Origin of the sequence: Embleya sp. NPDC127516 (assembly GCF_044765325.1) — a bacterium.
Classification (GTDB): Bacteria; Actinomycetota; Actinomycetes; order Streptomycetales; family Streptomycetaceae; genus Embleya.
Genome location: NZ_JBIWJT010000024.1, coordinates 54950 through 76488, shown reverse-complemented (window position 1 = coordinate 76488; position 21539 = coordinate 54950). Strand labels below are relative to the sequence as shown.

Sequence of the window (21539 nt, the reverse complement as noted above, 5' to 3'; positions counted from 1 at the left end):
GGCGTTCGGGTGAATGTCGACACCGACCGGTTGCCCGGAGCGATTCGCCTCGTTGCATTGCACGAGCGCCGCATCCGGCGCCGTGAACGTCGATACGGAGAGACACCAGTGAACTCGTTCAAGAAGGCCACCGTGCTGGCCGCCGGCACCGCCGCCCTGGTCATGGCGGGCGCGGGTGGCGCGAGCGCCGCCGCCGAGGCCGACGGCGCCGCCGTGAACTCCCCCGGCGTGTTGTCCGGCAACAACCTGCAGGTCCCGCTCCACATCCCGATCAACATTTGCGGGAACACGGTCAACGGCCTCGCCGCCTTCAACCCGACGTTCGGAAACGTCTGCCTCAACGTCGACGGTGAGGACGAGCACGACGACTTCGCGGCCGGCAACCACACCGGGAGCCTGGTCGGCGACGGCCACCACGGCTGACCCACCATCCCCCGGTCTCGGCACCTCCTCCCCGACCGGGTGTTTCGGGGCTCCGCGAGTGCGTCTGCGGAGCCCCGACCGCCGTTTCGAAGCGAACGACGATCGGGCCGGATCGGCCCCGAGTGCGAGTCCGTCATCGACCGCGCGAGACCGAGGCCGTAGCCGTCCCGCCGCCCGCGAGAGCTACCGCTCCGCGCGTCTCGCACGGTCCCACCATCCGCCGTACCGGCCACGGCTCGGAGTACGGCCGGCACGTCTCGCCCCGTTGCCCGGGTGTGGCAACCGGGCGCCGGAGAGCGCCCGTCGAAGGCGCCCGATCCGCGCGAGTCCGGCCCGTCCCGCCCGGTACCCCGGCGTGGCCCTCCGCGCGATGCGAACGTGCACGCCCTCGCCGCGGTCACGGGTGACCGGCGACGCCCGCCGCTTCAGCCGGCCCGCCACGCCGCTTCGCCCGGTTCAACCGGACTTCCGCTTCGGCCGGCACACCGCCGCCCGGGCTCGCACCGCACCGCACGCCTTGCGCGCTCCCCGACCGTCGCGCCGATTCCTCCCGCGCCGATCGGGCGAACAAGCGTTCCCGCCACAGTGGTTGACAGTGCAACCGAGATCACCTCTATTATTCTATCCGGAATCATATATGTTTCGAGATGGCATCGCTGATCCAGGCGCAAAGGGGTGGCGAGTGACACACGACGCGGTGACCGCATCGACCGGGCGGCGGCCCGGCAAGGTGCTGGCCGTACACCTCAACTATCGCTCCCGCGCGCGTCAGCGTGGCCGCGTCCCCGACCATGCCTCGTATTTCCTCAAACCGAGCAGCTCGCTCACCGGATCCGGCCCCGTCGAGCAGCCGGCCGGCGTCGAACTGCTGGGCTTCGAAGGCGAGATCGCGCTGATCATCGGCCGCACCGCGCACCGCGTCGCGCCCGCCGACGGATGGGCGCACGTCGGCTGGGTGACCGCCGCGAACGACCTGGGCCTGTACGACCTGCGCTACGCGGACGGCGGTTCCAACGTCCGGGCCAAGGGCGGCGACGGCTTCACCCCGCTGGGGCCGACCCTGCTGCCCGCGGCCGAGTTGAGACCCGACGCGCTGCGCGTACGCACCTGGCTGGACGGGGAGTTGGTCCAAGAGGACGAGAGCTCGACGCTGCTCTTCGGCTTCGCCGAGTTGGTCGCGGACCTGTCCCGGCTGCTCACCCTGGAGGTCGGCGACGTGATCCTCACCGGCACCCCGGCCGGCGCGTCGGTGGCCGGGATCGGGCAACGCGTCGAGGTCGAGGTGGACAGCCTCCGCGACCCCGACCGCAGCACCGGCAGGCTGCGCACCGACGTGGTCGCCGGCCCGGAACTCGGGGCGTGGGGTGCACCGCCCCGGGTCGACCCGGCCACCCGGGCCGACGCCACCGGCACCCGGCCCGCGTCCACCGAGCCGCGCCGCCCCCCGAAGCCCGCCGGGCCGCCCGCGCCGGCCCCGCCCGCGGAACCCGCCGGCGCCGACACATCCCCCGTCCTCACCGACGACCTGCGGGCCCGGCTCACCCGAGTCGCCGTGGCCACACTGAGCGTGCAACTGCGCGCCCGCGGCTTCGACACCGTCTCGATCGACGGCGTCCGCGCCCTCACCCCGGGGACCCGCCTGGTCGGCACCGCCCGCACACTGCGCTATGTCCCGTTCCGCAAGGACCTGTTCGCCGAGCACGGGGGCGGCTTCAACACGCAAAAACGCGCCGTCGACTCGCTGGAACCGGGCCAGGTCCTGGTGATGGAGGCCCGCGGCGTGGCCGGCGCCGGCACCCTGGGCGACATCCTCGCGCTGCGCGCCCGCACCCTCGGTGCGGCGGGCATCGTCACCGACGGCGCCGTCCGGGACAGCGCCGCCGTGGCCGCCCTGGGCCTGCCGGTACTGGCCGCCGCCGCGCATCCCGCCGTACTCGGCCGCCGGCACGTGCCCTGGGACACCGACGTCACCATCGCGTGCGGCGGCGCCACCGTACAGGTCGGCGACATCGTGGTGGCCGACGACGACGGCGCCGTGGTGATCCCGCCCACACTGCTCGCCGATGTCCTCGCGGCCGCCGAGGAGCAGGAGTCCCGCGAACGCTTCATCACCGAACAGGTGGCCGCCGGCGTGGAGTTGGCCGGCCTGTACCCGCTCGGGCCGGACTGGGAGCCCGCCTACCGCGCGTGGGCCGCCGACCCCCCTGCCGACATTTCCACCGCCGGCCCTGCGGTCACCTCGGCAGGCATCACCACCCCCGCCGACGCCGCCCGCGAAAGCACCATCCCGACCACCACCCGCGAGGAGCACCGATGAAGTACCGCGCCGATCCGTCCCTGATCCGCGGCTCGATCGCCCCGCTGGTCACCCCCTTCACCCCTGAGGGCGCGGTCGACACCGCCGCGCTGCGCCGCCTGGTCCGCTGGCAGATCGCGGCCGGTTCGCACGGCATCTCGCTCGGCGGCTCCACCGGCGAGCCGTCCGCACAGACCCTCGCCGAGCGCGCCGAGGCGATCCGGGCGGTCGCCGCCGAGATCGACGACCGGGTGCCGTTCCTGCCGGGCACCGGATCGACCAAGCTGGACGAGACCCTGGAACTGACCGGGATAGCCCGGGAGTCCGGCGCCGACGCGGTGCTGATCATCACCCCGTACTACGCGCGCCCCACCCAGGAGGCGCTGTTCGCCTGGTATTCCACGGTCGCCCGGGAGTACCCGGACCTGCCCGTGGTGATCTACAACGTGCCCGGTCGCACCGCCGTGGAGATCGCTCCCCAGACCGTGGCCCGGCTCTTCCGGGCGCACGAGAACATCGTCGGCGTCAAGGAGACCACCAGGGACTTCGAGCACTTCTCCCGGGTGATCGAGGCCGCCGGTCCCGAACTGCTGGTCTGGTCCGGCATCGAACTGTTGTGCCTGCCGGTACTGGTCCTGGGCGGCGCGGGCTTCGTCTCCGCGCTGGCCAACATCGCACCGGCCGCGGTCGCGCGGATGTACGAGGCCTACCAGGAGGGCGACCTGGGCCGAGCCCGCGAGTTGCACTACGCCCTCCATCCCCTGGTGGACCTGCTGTTCGTGGAGACCAACCCGGCGCCGGCCAAGTGGCTGATGCACCGACGCGGCCTGATCGGCTCCGACTTCGTGCGTCCGCCGCTGCTGCCGCTGTCCGAGCGGGGCCGGGCGGACGTGACCGCCCTCGCACAGAGCCGGCTCCACCTGCTGACCGACCCCGCCCTTGGAGAAGAAGCACTATGAGTTCCACGACGACGACTCCCGTCGAGCACTCCGGGGTACCCGCCGCGCTGCCCACACGGTTGCGTCATTTCATCGACGGCCGACACGTGGACTCGCTGGACGGCGCCACCTTCGAGGTCTGCGCCCCCGCCTCCAACCTGCCCTACGCCACCGCGGCGGCGGGCAAGGCGGCCGACGTGGACGCCGCGGTGCGGGCCGCCCGGCGCGCCTTCACCTCGGGTCCGTGGCCCGGGACGCAGGCCAAGGAGCGGGCCAGGGTGCTCCGTCGCATCGCCGACGAGGTGGAGCGTCGGGACGCCCGGCTGGCCGAGTTGGAGACCTTCGACACCGGTCTGCCGATCACCCAGGCGCTGGGTCAGGCGCAGCGCGCCGCGGAGAACTTCCGCTTCTTCGCGGACCTGATCGTCGGTCAGACCGACGAGGCCTACCAGGTGCCGGGCCGCCAGCTCAACTACGTCAATCGCCGCCCGATCGGGGTCGCCGGGCTGATCACGCCGTGGAACACGCCGTTCATGCTCGAGTCGTGGAAGCTGGCGCCGGCCCTGGCGGCCGGCTGCACGGTGGTGCTCAAGCCGGCCGAGTTCACCCCGCTGTCGGCTTCGTTGTGGGCGGACATCCTCACCGAGGCGGGCCTGCCGCAGGGCGTGTTCAACCTGGTCGGCGGATTCGGCGAACAGGCGGGCGCGGCCCTGGTCGAACATCCGCACGTGCCGCTGATCTCGTTCACCGGCGAGACCACCACCGGGCAGAGCATCTTCCGCTCCGCCGCCCGGCACCTCAAGGGGCTGTCGATGGAACTCGGCGGCAAGTCACCGGTGATCGTGTTCGCCGACGCCGACCTGGACGACGCGATCGACGCCGCGCTCTTCGGGGTGTTCTCACTCAACGGCGAACGCTGCACCGCCGGTTCGCGGATCCTGGTCGAGCAGGGGGTGTACGCCGAGTTCGTCGAGCGGTTCGCCGCGCGAGCCGAGCGGATCGTGGTCGGGCCGCCGCAGGATCCGGCCACCGAGGTGGGCGCGCTGGTGCACCCCGAGCACTACGAACGGGTGTTGGCGTACGTGGAGATCGGCCGGCGCGAGGCGCGGCTGGTCGCGGGCGGCGCCCGGCCCGCGCACCTGCCGACCGGGAACTACCTCGCGCCGACCGTCTTTTGCGACGTGCCGCCGGACGCGCGGATCTTCCAGGAGGAGATCTTCGGACCGGTGGTGGCGCTGACCCCCTTCGCGGACGAGGCGGAGGCGATCGAGTTGGCCAACGCGGTCCGCTACGGACTGGCCGGCTACGTGTGGACCAACGACATCCGCCGGGCGCACCGGGTGGCGCAGAGCGTCGAGTCCGGCATGGTGTGGATCAACTCGCACAACGTCCGCGATCTGCGCACGCCGTTCGGCGGGATCAAGGCCTCGGGGCTCGGTCACGAGGGCGGCTACCGCTCGATCGACTTCTACACGTCACAGCAGGCCGTCCACGTGGCCATGGCACCGCTGCACACCGCCCGTTTCGGCGCCGCGTGAACCCGGGACGCCGGCCGGGTGTCCGGTCCGTGCCCGCCGGATCCCCGTCCGCGCTCGACCATGGCCCCGGCCGGGGGCGGAGCGCTAGTTTCCGGATCGGGCCCGGGCGACCGGGGCCGATCGCGCCGGCCGGGTCCGGCGCCTCGAACAGGAGGAGAGTCCGATGCCAACTCCCGCCGTTCCACCCGCACCCACCGCCCGCCCCGGCGTGCCTGCCCCCGACCCGGCGACCCCGCGCTGTCCGGACATCGTTCGCGCCGCCTACGCCGAGTTGGTGGTCACCGACCTGGCCGCGTCCCGCGAGTTCTACGTCGACCTGCTGGGCCTGGTGGTCACCCACGAGGACGAGGACGCGGTGTACCTGCGCGCCTTCGAGGAGTTTCTGCACCATTCACTGGTGCTGCGGCGCGGGGCCGCCGGCGCGCTGGCCGCATTGGCCTATCGGGTGCGCGCGCCGCGGGAGGTCGACGTCGCCGAGCGCTACTACCGGGCGCTGGGGGTGCCGGTCGAGCGCCGCGCGCCCGGGGCGACCCGCGGGATCGGGCCCGCCGTACGGGTGCTGGACCCGTTGGGGTTCCCCCTGGAGTTCTTCTACGAGGCCGAGCACGTGCCGCGCCTGCATCAGCGCTACGACCTGCACGGCGCGGGCGCGATCGCGCGGCTGGACCACTTCAACATCGTGGTGCCGGATGTGGCCCGGGCCGAGCGCTGCTACCGCGATCTGGGTTTTCGGGTGACCGAGGACATCCGGGGCGAGGACGAGACGTTGTACGCCTCGTGGCTGCACCGCAAGGACACGGTGCACGACATCGCGCTGACCGGTGGCGACGGGCCGCGGCTGCACCACATCGCGTTCGGCACGCACGAGCGCGCTCAGGTGTTGCACGTGTGCGATCTGCTCGGCGCGCGGCGCCGGTCCACGCACATCGAGCGCGGTCCCGGGCGGCACGGGGTGTCCAACGCCTTCTACGTCTACGTGCGCGATCCCGATCTGCATCGGGTGGAGATCTACACGACCGACTACTACACGGGGGACCCTGACCACCCGGTGTTGTCCTGGGACGTCCGGGACAACCAGCGGCGGGACTGGTGGGGCAACCCGGTGGTGCCGTCCTGGTATGCGGAGGCCTCCCCCGTCCTGGACCTGGCCGGCCGGCCGCAGCCGGTGCTCGCCCGGCGGGAGGACCGCGAGGCGGAAGTGACCGTCGGCGCCGACGGTTTCTCGTTCGCGCGGGACGCGACCGGCGACGGATTCCGGATCGGGTCGCAGCTGTGAGTATTCGCCCCTGGTGTACGATCTGAAATCGTATCCGAAATAGTCGAGTGGAGAAGTAGGATGCGCCTGCGGCAGCCCCTCGCCGTCACCACCTATCCGAGCACGGAGCGCACCGAGCAGCCTCCGGTGCTGCTCGTACACGGGTTCTGCTCCAGCACGCGCCGCACGTGGCTGGAGACGGGCATCGTCCAGGCCCTGCTCGACGCCGGCCGCACCATGATCGCGCCGGACCTGCGCGGCCACGGCGCCAGCCCCGCACCGACGAGCGCCGAGGAAGTGGACGCGGTCGCCTCGGCTCAGGACCTGCTGGCCGTGGTCGACGCGTACGGCGCGGACCGGTTCGACGTCGTCGCACACTCGCTCGGCGCCCGACTGGTCTGGGAGCTGGCCGCGCTGGCTCCCAAGCGGATCGGCCGGGTCGTGTTCGGCGGATTGAGCCCGACCGAGCCGTTCGCCGACGTGGACGTCACGGAGCTGCGCCGGGCGGTGCGCGACGAGGCGGCCCCGCCCGCCGATCCGCTCACCGGCATGATCGCGGGCCTGATCCGCGCCGAGGGTGCGCGCGCGGACGGGTTGGTGACCTGTGTCGAGGGTCTGCGCAGGACTCCGTTCACACCCGAGCGGTGGGCCGGCGGTACACCGCCGTGGTTCCTGGTCGGCGTCGACGACACGATGGTCCACGGCACCAAGGAACTGGTCGCCCTGGTCCCGGGATCCCGAATGGTCGCCATGGCCGGCGACCACCACGGCGTTCTGGTCAACCCGTTCTTCCGCGAACTGGTTGTGCGGGTCCTCGACCGCTGACCCACCGCGGCGTACCGCCCCCACCGGACCACGCCGGAGACGCCGGGCCGGGACACCTCGTCCCGGCCCGCCACCGTGTCCGGTCCAGACTGAGGAGACCGTAGTTGAGTCCCGCAAAGGCAACCACCGCCGCGAGCAAGGCCGCCAAGGCGTCGAAATCGGAGATGTGTTACGAACTGCTGCGCGGCCGCATCCTCGACGGCACCTACGGGCCCGGGTATCGGCTGGTGTTCGACCAGCTCGCCCGTGAGGCGGGGGTCAGCACCATTCCGCTGCGCGAGGCGGTGCGCCGGCTCCAGTCCGACGGCCTGGTGGAGATCGTGCGCAACGTCGGGGCCCGGGTGGCGGTCTTCGACCGTTCGCAGGTCGAGCACTCGCTGAACGTGCTGGCCCGCCTGGAGGGTTACGCGACCGCGATCTCGGCGCCGCTGATGAGCGCCGCCGACATCGCCGAGGCCCGCGCGATCAACGACCGCATGGTCGAGGCGCTGGCGGACTTCGATCCCACCGCGTTCACCGCGCTCAACCGGAGATTTCATTTCTCGCTCTACGCGCATTGCCCCGACAGGCACCTGAACGCGCTGCTCGAGTCGGAGTGGGCGCGGCTGGACCACATGCGGCGGTCGACCTTCACCTACGTGCCCGGCCGGGCCCGTACATCGGTGCGCGAGCACGAGCATCTGCTCGACCTGATCGACGCCGGCGCCGACCCACAGGTGATCGAACAGGCCGCGTGCGCCCACAAGATCGCCACGGCGGCGGCGCTGCACCAGGCCAAGACCGGGACCCCGTAGCGGCTCGGCGACGCGACGAAGGGCGGGCTCCGGGAGCCCGCCCTTCGTCGCGTGGTACCGCTCGTGCGGCGCCGGCATCCCTGCGGTGCCGGGTTCGGGTAACGCCGGGATCGGGTGGCGCCGGGATCGGGGGGCGCCGGGCTCAGACCAGGAGTTGACCGCCGTCCACCGGCACGATCGTGCCGGTGATGTGCTCGGCCGCCGGCGAGGCCAGGAACACCGCGAGCGGCGCGACGTCCTCGGGGACCGCGATGCGGCCCAGCGGGATCCGCGCCTCCCACGCCTGTCGGGCCTGCGGGTCGGACATCAGGCCGGCGGTCATCGGGGTGTGCACCGGACCGGGCGCGATCCCGTTGACCCGGATGCGGTGCGGGGCCAGTTCGATCGCACCGGTACGCGTGATCGCGTCCACCGCGGCCTTGGTGGCCTCGTAGTGGCCCAGTCCCGCGGTGGGCTGCCGGGCGCCGATCGAGCTGATGTTGACGATGGCGCCGCCTGCCTCCGCGGCGATCATCAGCCGGGCCGCGGCCGCGGTGACGGTGAAGGTGCCGCGCAGGTTGACCGCCACCACGGTGTCGAAGACCTCGATCGGCAGGTCGACGAGCAGTCCGCCGCCCGCGACCAGTCCCGCGTTGTTGACCAGGACCGCGAGCGGGCCGACCTCGGCGAGGACCCGGTCCAGGGCCGCGGCCACCGACGCGGGGTCGGTGATGTCCATCGGGATCGGAACGCCGCCGATCTCCCGGGCTGTCTTCTCGGCCGCGTCGACGTCGAGATCGGCGATCACGACCCGGTCGCCGCCCTCGGCGAAGGCGCGCGCGACGGCCGCGCCGATGCCGCTCGCCCCGCCGGTGACCACCACGACGCGTCCGGTGCTCATCGGGCCTCCGCCACGATCACCCGCGGACTGCCCGGGAGTTCGAGTATGTCCACCGGCCGCCAACCGGCGTCCGTGAGCCATTCCTCGACCTCGCCGCGCGGGTACACCGTGGTGCCGTCGATGACCAGGTACTCCCCCGCGTGCAGGGTGTCGATCAGCCGCGGCGTCCCGTTCGGCTCCAGGAAGAAGTCCAGCAACAACAGCCGGGCCCCGGGAGCCGCCGCCTTGCGCGCCGCGGCCACGATCCGCCGGTTCTGCTCGGCGTCGAAGCGGTGCACGACGTGTTCGAGGAGCACCAGGTCGAAGCCGGTGGGCACGTCGTCCGTCAGCGGGTCGCCGGTGACCACTTCGACCCGGTCTTCGACCCCGGCCGCCGCGAGAGTGTTCTCCGCGTGCCCGACCAGGTCGCCGGCGGACATGAAGGTCGCGCTCAGCTCGGGGTTCGCACGCAGTGCCTCGGCCAGGAACGACCCGGACAACCCGCCCAGATCCAGGACCCGCCGGTGCGCGCCGAAGTCGTAGGCGCCCACCAGCATGCGGGCATGCAACGCGTTGTACGTCATCACCCCGCCGAGGAAGACGCCGAGCCGATCGCCGCCCAGATCCAGCGGGGCGGGCCGCGCGGTGCGGGTGGTCTCGGCGAAGCCGAGCCAGTGCGGGTAACTGACGGTGTCCAGGAAGGTCAGGAACGGGCGCAGATCCACGTCCGATGTCGATCCCCCGAGGTAGCGCCGGGCCGCGGGCGAGCCGGTGTATCCCGCCTCGCCGCGCTCCAGCAGCCCGAGGCCGACCATCGCGTCGGCCAGGATCAGCGTGGTGCGCTCGGGAAGTCCGGTCCGGGTCGCGAGCTCGTCGAGCGGCGCGGGCCCGTCGGCGAGCGCCTCGAACAGGCCGGCCTCGTTGGCCGCGAAAAGCTGCTTGGCGGCCATGTACGCGATCGCGATTTCGATGATGCGATCGGGGCCGACCTCGGCCTGGGCGTCCGAGGGAACTGACATCGGATCTCCTCGCGGGACAGGAAGTTGGTATCTGGAATGCTATATGATTACCGATGCCGTCAACAGTGGCGATCGTGTCCGTCTCCGCTCCCTTGGAGGATCCGTGGTGCTCTCCCCCGCCGCCGGCAGCCCGGGCCCGGTGCCCCGTCGTCGACTCGGCGCACACGGCCCGGAGGTGCCCGTGCTCGGCCTGGGCTCGTGGAACACCTGGGACCGGATGAGCCGTTCGGACGCCGTCGCGCTGATCCGCGACGCATTGGCGCACGGCGTGGAGCTGTTCGACGTCGCGCACTACGACATGGGCCCGCACGCGGAGAACGCGCGCACCGACCTGATCTTCGGGCAGGCGATGCGCGACGCGGGCGTGGCCCGGGAGGACTATCTGCTGTGCGGCAAGCTGTGGTTGTGGGAGTACCCGAGGAAGGGATTCGCCGAGCAACTGACGGTCTCGCTGGACCGGATCGGCACCGACCGGGCCGACCTGGTCGTGGTCGGCGACTTCTTCGGCGAGTTGGACGTACGAGCCGTGGTCCGCGACGTCGCCGAGCAGATCGCGGCCGGCCGGTTCACCTCGTGGGGCGTCAACAACTGGTCGGCCGCGGATGTGTGGCGGGCCCGGCGGTTCGCCGCCGAGGAGGGGCTGACGCCACCGACGTTCGCGCAGCTCAAGTACAGCCTGGCGCGTCGCGCGGTGCCCGAGGGCGAGCCGTTCGCCGAACTGTTCGCCGACGGACTGGCCATGCAGGCGTCCGACGTGCTGGAAGGCGGCATCCTGGCGGGCAACCTCCGGCCGCACCGCAAGATCGGCGCCGACCCCGGCGGCATCCGCGATCGCATCCGCGACACGTACCCGCTGATCGCCCGCGTGGCCGCCGAATTCGACGCCACACCCGCGCAACTGGCCATCGCCTTCTGCCTCACCAACCCCGCAGTCGCCACGGTCCTGTTCGGCGCCAGCCGCATATCCCAATGGCAAGACAACCTCAAAGCCCTGAACCTCCTCACCCGCCACCCCGAAGACCTCCGCACCGCCCTCTCCGCCACCTGGGTCGACGCCGACACAATGAACCCGACGGGCACGGAACGCTGACAACCCAACCAACCGACAACCCCGCCGGCCCGGCCAACCCCCAACCCACCTCTCAACCCGGCCGGCCCCCGAGCCCACCCCTCAGCCGGGCCGGCGCTCGAGGCCACCCCTCAACAAACCAGCCCGGCCGGCGCTTGAGGCCACCTTCCAGCCCGGCCGGCGCTTGAGGCCACCCCAAGCCACCAAAACCCTCAAGGACCCGAAGGGTCCACCACACCCCCGTCCGCAAAGAACGGCACCAGCCGAGCCCGCAACGCACTGGCCCCGACCCGATCCAACAACCGCAACCCCCCGACGTTGTCCACCAGTTGCTCCCGGCGCGTGGCCCCGAACAACACACTCGCCGTGGCCGGATGCGACAACGCAAACGCAACGCACACCTGCGCGGCGCTCGCGTCCAGTTCCGCCGCCACCGCCGCGATCCCGGGCGCGGACGCGATGATCCGCTCCCGTACGCCCCCCGGATCCCGTCCGATCTCCCGCGTCGGCGCGACCTTGCCGGCCAGGATGCCGCCCTCCAACACATCGGACGCCTGCATCGACAGACCGGCCGAGAACAATTCGGCGAACGGCGCGCCGTCCGCGATCGCCCGCCGACAGGGGCTGTACTTCAGTTGCGCGACCTGCGGACCGGCCGAACCCGCCTCCACCGCGTGCCGCCGAATCGTGGTGATCGCCTGCGCCGACCAGTTGTTCACACCCCAGTGCCCGATCAGCCCGCTCTCCTCCAACTCGGCCAACTCACCGGCGAGTTGCTCCAAATCCACGGCGGCGCCGTCCGCAGCGCCGTGCGCGTCGTCGCGGATATCGCGGATATCGCGGATGTCGCCCAGGATCGCCAGGTCGGCGTACTCGGTCCCGGCCCGGAACATCGCCCGTTCCACCTGCTCGCGCAACGGCCGCGCCGGATAGCCCTCCAGCCACACCTTGGTGGACAGCAGGTACTCCTCCCGAGCCAGTCCCGCCGCCCGCACGATCGCCGAGAACAGCACGTCGGTGAACACCTGCTTGTGCCCGGGGATCCCATACACCGCGACGTCGAAGAGGTTGATCCCCAACTCGACGGCGTGCGAGACCATGTCGACCGCGTCGTGGAAGTCCATCCGGTCGTAGGTGTGCCACGACCCCAGGGAAAGCGCGGACACGTACGGGCCCTCGACCCCCAGCCGGCGGCGCGGAACGGTCATGCTGTCGATGTCACCCATCGAAGGTCCTCTCGGGAACGACTACTGCGTGCGGACGGAACCGGCGCTCGAAGAACGACGAACAACGCTTACGGCAGCCACGGATGCACCACGGCCTTGACCTGCTCCTGCCGACCCATCGCCGCCAGCGCCGCACTCGCGCCGGACAGCCCGACCGGCGCCGCGAACAGCCGGTCCCAGTCGAATCGGTCGCGGAAGTCGCGCAGGAACTCGACGGCCCGGTGGTAGTCGCCCACGTCGCCGTTGAGCGAGCCGACCACATCGAGTTCCTTGCCCATGACGGTCCCCAGCGGCAACCGCTCCGGGGTGGGACCGGTACTGCCCACGATCACGAACGTCGCACCGAACGCCGCGAGTTCGACCGCCTCCGCACCCACACCGGGCGCACCGGCCAGGTCCAGGATCAGATCCGCGCCGCGCCCGCGGGTGGCGGCCAGTACCTCCTCTCGTCGGCCCCCGGCGTCGCCGTCCAGGCCGATCGTCACGTCCGCGCCGAATTCCCGGGCCAGTTCCAGCCGGTTCTCGGGCCCGCCGATCGTGATCACCGTGCGCGCGCCGCTCGCCTTGGCCATCGCGCCGGCCACGATGCCCAGCGCTCCGGCGCCCTGCACCACGACCTCGGCGCCGGGCCGTACCCCACCCGCCCGGTCGAACGCGTGCAGCACGGTCTTGACCGCGCACCCCGCGCACGCGGCCCAGGTGTCGGGCACGTCGTCGGGTACGAGCACCTTCTCCGCACGCGGCCCGACGTAGGCGAACTCGGCCAACCCGGCCGTGGCGTACGGCCATCGGTCCGATCGTTGCCGGAAGCCGTAGCCCCGATCGACGCAACCCACCGGCCGGCGCAACACCGTGCAGGCGTGGCACGTGCCGCAGGTCGACTCGGACCAGCCGATGCGATCGCCGACCCGCAGCGTGCGCCCGAGCGCGTCGGTGGCGCCCACGCCGACCACTTCGACCACGCCGGTCATCTCGTGGCCGAGCACCATCGGCAACATGCCGGGAAAACTCATGGCGCCGCGCCACAGGTGCACGTCGGTCGCACACAGCGTGGCGCAGCCGATCCGGACCAACACCGCGCCCGGCTCGCAGCGTTCGGGCAGTGCGATGTCCTCCAGGGTGAGCGGTTCGTCGTGCGCGCGCAGCACCGCGGCGCGGGTGGAGCCGTCCGGGGCGGAGCGGGTTCCCATGATCATCTGCGAACTCCGGTTCATTGTCATCGACTGTGCGCGGTATCCCAGACCTCGTGCCGGCTGCGCCACCACAGCAGCACCAGGATCACCAGGAACGGGATCACGCCTCGGTACTCGCGCACCGCGCTCATCGCGGCGGACATGCCCTCGAGGCAGCCGAGCAGCAGGCCGCCCGCCAGGGTCAGCGGCAGGTTGCGGAACCCGCCGACCATGGCGACGGCGAGCGCGGTGACGATCAGCTTGCCCAGCGTGGAGAAGTCGCCGCCCAGGCGCGGCGCGACCAGGATGATCACCAACGCCGTGAGCGCGCCGATGGCCACCCACACCGCGGTGGCCAGCCGCGGTGCGGAGATGCCGACCACCTGTGCGGTGCCCGGCCGTTCCGACAGTGCCTGCAGGCGCAGCCCCACCAGGGTCCTGCGCAGCAGCAGTTCGACTCCGACGGTGATCGCCACCGCGAAGGCGATCGAGACCAGCACGGCCTGCGAGACCACCACGTCACCGATCCGGAACAGCGCCCCGTCGAAGGGCGCCGGGAAGCGGCGCGCGCCGGTGGAGGTGGCACCGAACAGCCGCAGCCCCACGGCCATCACCGCGACGTAGACGGCCACCGTCACGGCCGCCTTGGTGCGTTCGTTGTGCTCCCCGAACCAGCGGATCAGCACCGCGCCCAGGATGCCGGACAAGGTCGCGCCGACCGCGACCCCGAGCGGCAGCGCGAGCCATACGTTCAGTCCGTCGTCGGTCAGCGAGACCATGGTGAAGGCGCCCATCGCGCCGATCGCCGCCATCGCGAAGTTCACCACGGCGACCAGGCGATAGGTCAGCACCACGCACAGTCCCAGCAGCGCGTAGCCCCCGCCGCTGCTCAGGCCCGCGATCACAGAGTTCAGCATTCGAGCACCTCCTGCTCCGAGGCGCCGGCCGCGCCGACCGCGCGTGCGCGGTCGGCGGCGGTCACGGCGAGGTCGATCGGTCGCACCGGGATCGGACCACCGCGCGCGCTACTTCTTCCTGGTGGGCACGACGAAGCCCTCGGGCAGCACCTGCCACTTGCCGTCGACGGCCTTGACGAAGCGGCTGCCCTGGACCGGGTTGTGCTTGTCGTCGGGGCCGAAGACCCACGGGGAGCCGACCATCGGGTAGTCGATCGGGCTCATCTTCTTGAACGCCTCGGTGACCGACTTGCGGGTGATGTCGCCCTTGATGCCCTTGAGCACCTGGACGAACACGTCGGCGGACATCACCGCGCCCTGGCTGAACGCGGTGCGCTGGATGCCGTGTTTGTCCATCAGTTGCGCCCAGCGTCCGTTGCCGGGCAGGGTCACGTCGGTGTACGGCTGCCATTCGGTGCCGACATAGGCCCGCATGCCCGAGGGCACCAGCTTGGCGTTGGCGTCGGTGTAGCTGTTCGCGCCCATGATGAAGTCGACGTTGTTCATGCCCTGGGTCTGCGCCTGGGCGAACCACGGGCCGACCTGTGCGTTGTACAACACGGCCTGACAGCCCGCCTGTTTGGCGGCGATCAGGTGCGGCGTGGGGTCGCCCTCGCCGACGGCGGTGTCCTTGGCGGCCAGTTGTTTGCCGGTGAGGTCGCTCCACTCCTTGATCGCGTCGCTGATCCCGCCGCCGCTGCCGGGCAGGGTGGTGTAGTAGAGGCAGACCTTGTCGTGGTGCAGCGTCTCGGAGGCGTAGTAGAGCATCGCGGTGAGCAGCTTGAACGGTCCGGGGTTGACCGGCGCGATGTCGGGGCTGTTGAAGCACGCGGGGTCGACGCCGACGGCCGGGATGGAGACGATCCTCGCGCTCTTGTACGCGGCGCGGTTGACGCCGCAGTCGACCGCGCTGGAGGAGCCGACCAGCGCGACCACGCCCTTGGACTGTACGAGTTCCACCTCGTTCTCGGTGGAACGTTGCGGGTTCATCGCGTCGTCCTTGCTGATCAGCTCCAGCTTGCGGCCGTTGATCCCGCCGGCCGCGTTGACCTCGTCGAAGACGGCCTTGACCGCCTGCGGGACCTCCGGGGTCTGGAACAGCCCGGTGATCCCGTTGATCGAGCCGACCTTGATGGCGCCGCTGGTGGAGCCGCCGTCGCTGCCGTCGCCGGCACACGCGGTCGCGGCCAGGGCGAGCGCGGCGGTCACGGCCAACCGGCTCACGAGGGAACGCTTCATGGGGAACGTCCTTGTCATGGTGGATCGGTACGGAGTCGATCCGATCGAAGGCATGCCGGGGGAACCCGGATCGGCGCGAAGGCGAGCGCGCGACGCGGGGGTGGTGCGGGCGGGTCGGAGCGGGTCGGCCGGTGGACGGGCCGGTGGTCGGCCCGCGAGTCAGCCGGTGGGGGTGACGATCGCGGTCGGGGGGGCCGCGCCGTCGGGGGTGTCCGCGCCGCCGAGGTAGGCGGCGAGCACCGCCGGATCGCGCAGGACGTCCTCGGTGCGGCCGCTCGCGATCACTTTGCCGAAGTCCAGGACGGTGACCTCGCGGCAGGCCACGCGTACCAGTTCCATGTCGTGCTCGACCAGCAGGACGGCCACGCCGTAGCGCTCGGGCACCTGGGCGAGTCGAGCCCCCAGGCGCAGCGATTCTGCGGCGGACTGGCCCGCGGCCGGCTCGTCCAGCAGGGCCACCGCCGGCCGCGCGGCGATCGCCGCGGCCACGTCGAGCAGGCGGCGGGTGCCCGCGTCGACGATCGAGATGGGCAGGTCGCCGACGGGGCAGCCGAAGAACTCCAGGAGTTCGTCGGCCTCGGCCCGGCCCAACCGCCGCCCCGCCCCGATGTCGAGGTATTCGTACTGGGTCAACTCCGGGGCGATCAAAGTGGTTTGGAAGGTGCGGCGCAGGCCCTTGGCGGCGCGTACCTGCGGGGCGAGTCGGTCGATGGGCGCCCCGTCCAGGCGGACAGAGCCGGGCGTGCGGCCGAGGAAGCCGCCGACCGCCGAGATGAAGGTGGACTTGCCCGCGCCGTTGGGGCCGATCAGGCCCACCACGGCGCCGGCGGGGACGGTGAGGTCGACCGCGTCCAGGGCGGTGACCGGGCCGTAACGGACCGTCAGGCCCGAGACGACCAGGGCGGGTTCGGTGCCCATGGGTCGGGCGGGCGCGCCGACGGTGCGCTCGGGTGGTGGGGCCGCGTCGGCACGTTCGTGGTCGTGCGCGGGATCGGCGTCGGCGACCTTGCGGGCCTTGGCCAGGCGTTTGCGGTTGCGGGTGAAGTCGGTCTGGCTCATCCCGCTGCGCAGCGCGAGGATCGGCACGATGCCGAAGATGATCCCGCCCAGGTCCTGGGGCAGCTTGACCTTCTCCAGGAGGGTGGCCATGGTCGCGCCGAACACCCCACTCATCAGAGCCCCTTCGGGGTGATGCGGACCGATCAGGATGGCGATCGCGAAGAGCGTGACGGATTGGCCCATGGCGAAGTTGCCGGAGACGACCAGGCCGAGTTGACCGGCCATCAGGCCGCCGCCGATCCCGGCGATGAACGCGCTGATCGCGAACGCGGCGAGTTTGCTGCGGGCCACCGAGATGCCGTGCGAGGCGGCCAGCCGTTCGGAGTGCCGCAGTTCGAGCCAGGAACGGCCGAGTCGGGTCCGGTCGAGAACGGCGAGGGCGAGCGCGATCACGGTGAAGACGATGACGACCAGGACGAAGTAGTTCGCGTTGGTGGCGAAGGCGGCCGGGCGGGCGACCGTCTCGAGTTCCTCGGTGCCGGGGAACTGCTTGGCGCCCAGCACGATGTCGGTGGACACCGCCGCGCCGAAGGTGATCACGGCGAGGTTGACGCCGCGAACGCGCAGGGCGGGCAGACCGATCAGCATGCCCACCGGTGCGGCGGCCAGGCCGCCGAGGACCAGCCAGACGAGCAGCCCGCCCGGTGCGTCGGCCACGTTGAGCCGCATCACCACCCAGGCGCCGATCGCCGCGAAGGAGAGTTGGCACAACGACATGACGCCGGCGCGGCCGACGATCACGCCGTAGCTCTGCATGATCACGGCGCTGATCACGCTGGTGATGGCGAGGTAGAGCCAGTAGGGCGACAGGATGTTGGGGATCGCCGCGCAGGCCGCGACCGCGAGCACGATCGCAACGGCCGCGCCGCGCTTGTCGAGCAGGTCCATGGCGGTGGGTGTCGTGTCGGCGAGCGGGCGGCGGGCGGCCCCCGTGCGGGCGTCGGGCTTCATCGGGCGGCACCGCCGATCCGGCTGTCGAGGGAGCCGGCCGGGACCTGCTCGGCCGGGTCGGTGGTCGGCGTCGTGGTCGAGCCGAAGTAGTACTCGTGCAGGAGTTCGGCCCGGCCGCGCAGTTCCGCGCAGGGTCCGTCGTGCACGATGCGGCCCTTGCGCAGCACGTAGGAGTGTGTGCCGACGTCGAGGGCGAGGTTGGCGAACTGTTCGATCAGCAGGACGGCCAGTCCCGCACCCGCGAGTTCGCCGACCACGCGCATCAGCCGGTGCACCACCATGGGCGCGAGTCCGAGCGACATCTCGTCGACGAGGACCACCTTGGGATCGGTGACCAGGGCGCGGCCGAGCACGAGCATCTGCTGTTCGCCGCCGGAGAGATGGCCGGCCTGCAGGGTGCGGCGTCGGACCAGTTCGGGGAAGAGCCGGTAGACGGTGTCCGGGTCGCCGCCGCCGGCGCGGGCGACCAGCAGGTTCTGTTCGACGGTGAGGGTGCGGAAGATGGTGCGGGCCTGTTCGACGTAGCCGATGCCGGCCCGGGCGCGCTTGTGCACGGGCAGCCTGTGCACGGGGCGGTCGTCGAGTTCGATGCTGCCGGTGGTGGTGCGCACCAGGCCGGCGATGCCGTCCATCAGGGTGGTCTTGCCCGCACCGTTGGCGCCCAGGAGCACGGTGACCGCGCCGGGGGCCACATCCAGCGTGACGTCGCGCACCACCGGGATCTCGTCCCGGTCGATGCTCACGTCGCGTAGCCGCAGGACGGCCGGGGCGCTCACCGCGCCTTCCCCGCGAACGCGTCCCGCAGTGCCCCGACGACCAGTTCGTGCGCCCGTTCGGCGTCGCCGAGGTCGGTGGCGAGCAGTCCGAAGAAGCCGTGGATGAGCCCGTCGAAGCGCACCGCGGTGGCCGTGGTGCCGGCGTCGTTCAACGCCCGCGCGTAGTCCTCGCCTTCGTCCCGGAGCACGTCGTACTCCGCGCCCAGCACCAGCGCGGGCGGCAGCGCGGAGAGGTCGTCGGCACGGATCGGCAGCAGGTACGGGTCGGCAAGGTCGGCGGCGTCGCGTGGGTACTGGGTGAAGAACCAGTCCATGCTCGCCTTGGACAGGAAGTAGCCGTCGGCGAATTCCCGATAGGAGGGCCGCCCGTCGTCGGGGTGCCCCACCACCGGCGACACGAGCACCTGGAGTGCGATCGGCGGGCCGCCCAGGTCGCGGCTCTTCAGCGCGACCACGGCGGCCAGATTGCCGCCCGCGCTCTCCCCGCCGACCGCGATCCGCGTACCGTCCACCGCCCATCGCTCGCCGTTTTCGCGCAGCCACGCCACCACCGCGTAGCAGTCGTCGGCGGCGGCCGGATACGGATTCTCCGGCGCGAGGCGATAGTCGACCGAGACCACCGCGGTCTCGGCGCCGGCGCACACGGCCCGGCAGGCGTACTCGTTCTCGTCGAGACACCCGATGGTCCAGCCGCCGCCGTGGAACCAGACCAGGACCGGGAAGGGGCCGGGGCCTTCGGGAGCGTAGATCCGGACCGGGATGTCTCCGGCGGGTCCGGGGACGGTGGCGTCGCGGACCGATCCCACGGTCGGCAGTCGCTCCGGCATCGACCAGGTGCGGGCGAAGCCGGCACGCATGGCCCGGGCGTCCAGGGCAAGGGGGGCCGGTCCGGATTCGCCGATCCGAGTGCGCTCGATGATCTTTTGGGCCTCCGGATGCAGGGGCACCGTTGCCTCCCAATCGACTCGCAAATCGTATCTGATTGCGTGTACGGTATGGGCTCTCAGAGGACCTGTCCAGATCCCAGGAGGAAATAAAGTGCGCAACCGCGAATCGTGGGACGCCACCGGTTCGGCGGACCTGGTCCTCACCGGAGGACGCGTCCACACGTTCGACGCGCGGGACCGGATCGCGACCGCCGTCGCGGTCACCGGGGGCCGCGTCGCCCGGGTCGGCGACGACACCGAAGTGGCCCCACTGATCGGCCGCGACACCCGGGTGATCCGCCTGCGCGGCCACGCGGTCCTGCCCGGGATCAACGACTCCCACCTGCACGGTGTCTGGCTCGGCGCGATGTGGCCGCGCTTCCTGATGGAGCAACTCACCGGCGGCGCGGACGCGGGCGCGCCGGGGCCGCACGCGGGCACGCCCGCGCCCACACCCGCCCTGCGCACCGCGGCCGAGCGCCGGGACGCCATCGTGCGCACCCACGACCTGCTGGCCACGCTGGGCGTGACCAGCTACACCGAACCGGGCCTGGGTCCGGGCGAGGACGCCGGCGCGACCGGGTGCTTCGGCTCCGCCGCGCTCACCGACTACGCGGAACTGGCCGCGCACGGGCGGCTCACCGCGCGCGTCACGGCGCTGTTGCTCTTCGGCGAACTGGACGGCCCCGGTTCGGCGGACGCCTTCGCCACCGGACTACGCGAGTTCGCCGCCCCGGCCGACGTGCCGGGCTGGTTCCGGGTGGCCGGGGTAAAGATCTTCGCGGACGGCATCCCGCCGATGCGCAGCGCCTGGGTGTGCGAGCCGTACCCCGACGGGTCACACGGTTCGCTGCTGATCGACGGCGACTCGGCCGAACGACGCCGACAGCGGCTCACCGAGATGATCGACATCGCGCACGCGGCCGGACACCAGATCGGCGTGCACTCCACCGGCGACCGCAGCTCCGCCGCGGTCGTCTCCGCGCTGCGGGCGGCGCTCGCTCGCGATCCCCGCCCGGCCGCCCGGCATTACCTCATCCACGGCGACCTGCTGCATCCCACGACGCTGGCCGAGATGGCGGCGGCCGGCATCGGCCTGAACACCCAGCCCGGCATCGCGGTGGCCACCCGCAACCTGCTCCACGACACGCTGAGCCCGCAGGTTCTCGCCCGCATGTGCCCCACCCGCGACGCGCTCGACGCGGGCATCGACGTGTGCCTCAGCTCGGACTCCCCGGTACTGACCCCCGACTGGCGCCGCGGGGTGGTCGCCGCGGTCACCCGGACCGGCGTCGACGGCACCGTCTGCGGCCCCGCGCAACGCCTGGCCCTGCGCGAGGCGTTGCGCGCGTACACCACCACGCCCGCTCGCCAGGACGGTGCCGAGTCCTGGAAGGGCTCGCTCGAACCGGGCAAGGCCGCCGACCTGTGCGTCCTCGCCGACGACCCCCTGGAATCCGAGGTCACCGCCCTACCCGAGATCCCGATCACCCTCACCATCGTCGACGGCCGAGTGGTGCACGAACGCCCCTGACCAACCCACACCCCACTCCGACGAAACGCCCACACCGCGTCCCGCCCCGGCAACGAACGCGCAGCCCAGCGACGGCGCGACGATGCCGTGCGGCAGGCCGGCAGGACGGTCCGGGGGCAGCGGCGCGGCGGAAGGCGGCAGCAAAGTGACGGGCGCGGGGTGGCGGCGAGGCGGTGTCGGTGGGCGGCGGTGTCGGCAACGCGGCGCTCCGGCAGCGCAGCCGTGTCGAGGACGCGGCGCTCCGGACACGGGGATGTCGGGGACGCGGCGATCCGACGTCCGGCAACGCGGCGATCCCGCAACGCAGTCATCTCAGGGCGTGGCGGGGCGATCCGGCGGCACAGCGGCATCAGAGACGCAGCCACTGCCGAGGCACGGCAATCCGCCAGCGCCGTCGCCTCAGGGCGCGGCAGGGGGCGATCCGGCAGCCCAGCGGCGTCGAGAACGCAGCCACGTCGGTGGCACGGCGATCCCGCAGCGCCGTCGCCTCGGGGGCGCCGCGACGAAATGGGACGGTCCGGCAGTCCGGCAGTCCGGCAGTCCGGCAGTCCGGCGGCGCAACGGCGTCAGGAGCGTAACCGTGTCGGGACGCGGCGATCCGGCGACGCGGCGAGGGCGATCCGGCGGCCCAGCGGCGTCGGGAACGCAGCCGTGTCCGGGGGCGCGGGGATCGGTGAGCGGTCC

At 71.9% G+C, this 21539-nt stretch carries 18 protein-coding genes; 9 read left to right on the top strand and 9 right to left on the bottom strand.

The genetic code is table 11. From position 1 onward, the window contains the following. Positions 1–108: 108 nt before the first annotated feature. The 7 genes from ACIRL2_RS36080 (at position 109) to ACIRL2_RS36050 (ending at position 8069) form a co-directional block, all read left to right on the top strand. The gene (locus ACIRL2_RS36080; RefSeq protein ID WP_395860812.1) at positions 109–423 is read left to right on the top strand and encodes a chaplin; all 315 of its coding nucleotides are present in this window, start codon (positions 109–111) and stop codon (positions 421–423) included. 697 nt (positions 424–1120) lie between these two features. Then, positions 1121–2740 (top strand): fumarylacetoacetate hydrolase family protein, encoded by a 1620-nt coding sequence (locus tag ACIRL2_RS36075; protein WP_402237955.1) that lies wholly within the window; start codon positions 1121–1123, stop codon positions 2738–2740. Beyond that, positions 2737–3678, top strand: coding sequence for a 4-hydroxy-tetrahydrodipicolinate synthase (gene dapA / locus ACIRL2_RS36070; protein ID WP_395860816.1), 942 nt, complete (start codon positions 2737–2739; stop codon positions 3676–3678). The genes ACIRL2_RS36075 and dapA overlap by 4 nt, the downstream gene beginning before the upstream one ends. Continuing rightward, complete coding sequence (gene hpaE / locus ACIRL2_RS36065) at positions 3675–5195, top strand: 5-carboxymethyl-2-hydroxymuconate semialdehyde dehydrogenase (protein WP_395860818.1); 1521 nt, start codon at positions 3675–3677, stop codon at positions 5193–5195. Before dapA ends, hpaE begins: the two co-directional genes overlap by 4 nt. 163 nt (positions 5196–5358) lie before the next feature. Beyond that, a complete protein-coding gene (hpaD, locus tag ACIRL2_RS36060; RefSeq protein ID WP_395860819.1) occupies positions 5359–6471 on the top strand; it encodes a 3,4-dihydroxyphenylacetate 2,3-dioxygenase in 1113 nt (370 codons plus the stop codon). Between the two features lie 60 nt (positions 6472–6531). After that, positions 6532–7275, top strand: coding sequence for an alpha/beta fold hydrolase (locus tag ACIRL2_RS36055; RefSeq protein ID WP_402237952.1), 744 nt, complete (start codon positions 6532–6534; stop codon positions 7273–7275). A gap of 104 nt (positions 7276–7379) precedes the next feature. After that, positions 7380–8069, top strand: a complete 690-nt coding sequence (locus ACIRL2_RS36050) for a GntR family transcriptional regulator (protein WP_395860823.1) — start codon at positions 7380–7382, stop codon at positions 8067–8069. A gap of 142 nt (positions 8070–8211) precedes the next feature. Here the strand turns inward: ACIRL2_RS36050 and ACIRL2_RS36045 are convergent, their stop codons facing one another. Continuing rightward, the gene (locus ACIRL2_RS36045) at positions 8212–8949 is read right to left on the bottom strand and encodes an SDR family NAD(P)-dependent oxidoreductase (protein WP_395860825.1); all 738 of its coding nucleotides are present in this window, start codon (positions 8947–8949) and stop codon (positions 8212–8214) included. Then, entirely contained in the window at positions 8946–9947 is a 1002-nt protein-coding gene (locus ACIRL2_RS36040; RefSeq protein WP_395860827.1) for a methyltransferase, read from the bottom strand. The genes ACIRL2_RS36045 and ACIRL2_RS36040 overlap by 4 nt, the downstream gene beginning before the upstream one ends. 106 nt (positions 9948–10053) lie before the next feature. Here ACIRL2_RS36040 and ACIRL2_RS36035 point away from each other — a divergent pair, with 106 nt between their 5' ends. Continuing rightward, positions 10054–11037 (top strand): aldo/keto reductase, encoded by a 984-nt coding sequence (locus tag ACIRL2_RS36035; protein ID WP_402237948.1) that lies wholly within the window; start codon positions 10054–10056, stop codon positions 11035–11037. 191 nt (positions 11038–11228) lie between these two features. Here the strand turns inward: ACIRL2_RS36035 and ACIRL2_RS36030 are convergent, their stop codons facing one another. From ACIRL2_RS36030 to ACIRL2_RS36000, 7 genes are all read right to left on the bottom strand, one after another. Continuing rightward, positions 11229–12242 (bottom strand): aldo/keto reductase, encoded by a 1014-nt coding sequence (locus ACIRL2_RS36030; RefSeq protein ID WP_402237946.1) that lies wholly within the window; start codon positions 12240–12242, stop codon positions 11229–11231. 68 nt (positions 12243–12310) lie between these two features. Continuing rightward, complete coding sequence (locus tag ACIRL2_RS36025; protein WP_395860832.1) at positions 12311–13456, bottom strand: zinc-binding dehydrogenase; 1146 nt, start codon at positions 13454–13456, stop codon at positions 12311–12313. 2 nt (positions 13457–13458) lie between these two features. Then, a complete protein-coding gene (locus ACIRL2_RS36020) occupies positions 13459–14331 on the bottom strand; it encodes a branched-chain amino acid ABC transporter permease (protein WP_395860834.1) in 873 nt (290 codons plus the stop codon). A 108-nt stretch (positions 14332–14439) separates the two neighbouring features. After that, positions 14440–15609: an ABC transporter substrate-binding protein gene (locus ACIRL2_RS36015; RefSeq protein WP_395860836.1), complete on the bottom strand. Its 1170-nt coding sequence runs from the start codon at positions 15607–15609 to the stop codon at positions 14440–14442. A 159-nt stretch (positions 15610–15768) separates the two neighbouring features. Then, positions 15769–17619, bottom strand: coding sequence for a branched-chain amino acid ABC transporter ATP-binding protein/permease (locus ACIRL2_RS36010; RefSeq protein WP_402237941.1), 1851 nt, complete (start codon positions 17617–17619; stop codon positions 15769–15771). Further along, positions 17616–18395 (bottom strand): ABC transporter ATP-binding protein, encoded by a 780-nt coding sequence (locus ACIRL2_RS36005; RefSeq protein ID WP_395860840.1) that lies wholly within the window; start codon positions 18393–18395, stop codon positions 17616–17618. The genes ACIRL2_RS36010 and ACIRL2_RS36005 overlap by 4 nt, the downstream gene beginning before the upstream one ends. Further along, the gene (locus tag ACIRL2_RS36000; RefSeq protein ID WP_402237939.1) at positions 18392–19342 is read right to left on the bottom strand and encodes an alpha/beta hydrolase fold domain-containing protein; all 951 of its coding nucleotides are present in this window, start codon (positions 19340–19342) and stop codon (positions 18392–18394) included. The genes ACIRL2_RS36005 and ACIRL2_RS36000 overlap by 4 nt, the downstream gene beginning before the upstream one ends. A 91-nt stretch (positions 19343–19433) precedes the next feature. On the opposite strand from ACIRL2_RS36000, the gene ACIRL2_RS35995 reads away from it, so the two are divergent. Beyond that, positions 19434–20855 carry an amidohydrolase gene (locus ACIRL2_RS35995; RefSeq protein WP_402237936.1) on the top strand — a complete coding sequence of 474 codons (1422 nt, stop codon included), beginning with the start codon at positions 19434–19436 and terminating at the stop codon, positions 20853–20855. Positions 20856–21539 lie beyond the last annotated feature (684 nt).

What these genes read in the sequence shown, in the direction of transcription:
- dapA (WP_395860816.1), top strand. Translation starts at nt 2,737, where the DNA reads ATGAAGTACCGCGCCGATCCGTCCCTGATCCGCGGCTCGATCGCCCCG.
- hpaE (WP_395860818.1), top strand. Translation starts at nt 3,675, where the DNA reads ATGAGTTCCACGACGACGACTCCCGTCGAGCACTCCGGGGTACCCGCC.
- hpaD (WP_395860819.1), top strand. Translation starts at nt 5,359, where the DNA reads ATGCCAACTCCCGCCGTTCCACCCGCACCCACCGCCCGCCCCGGCGTG.
- ACIRL2_RS36055 (WP_402237952.1), top strand. Translation starts at nt 6,532, where the DNA reads ATGCGCCTGCGGCAGCCCCTCGCCGTCACCACCTATCCGAGCACGGAG.
- ACIRL2_RS36045 (WP_395860825.1), bottom strand. Translation starts at nt 8,949, where the DNA reads ATGAGCACCGGACGCGTCGTGGTGGTCACCGGCGGGGCGAGCGGCATC.
- ACIRL2_RS36040 (WP_395860827.1), bottom strand. Translation starts at nt 9,947, where the DNA reads ATGTCAGTTCCCTCGGACGCCCAGGCCGAGGTCGGCCCCGATCGCATC.
- ACIRL2_RS36030 (WP_402237946.1), bottom strand. Translation starts at nt 12,242, where the DNA reads ATGGGTGACATCGACAGCATGACCGTTCCGCGCCGCCGGCTGGGGGTC.
- ACIRL2_RS36025 (WP_395860832.1), bottom strand. Translation starts at nt 13,456, where the DNA reads ATGAACCGGAGTTCGCAGATGATCATGGGAACCCGCTCCGCCCCGGAC.
- ACIRL2_RS36020 (WP_395860834.1), bottom strand. Translation starts at nt 14,331, where the DNA reads ATGCTGAACTCTGTGATCGCGGGCCTGAGCAGCGGCGGGGGCTACGCG.
- ACIRL2_RS36015 (WP_395860836.1), bottom strand. Translation starts at nt 15,609, where the DNA reads ATGAAGCGTTCCCTCGTGAGCCGGTTGGCCGTGACCGCCGCGCTCGCC.
- ACIRL2_RS36010 (WP_402237941.1), bottom strand. Translation starts at nt 17,619, where the DNA reads ATGAAGCCCGACGCCCGCACGGGGGCCGCCCGCCGCCCGCTCGCCGAC.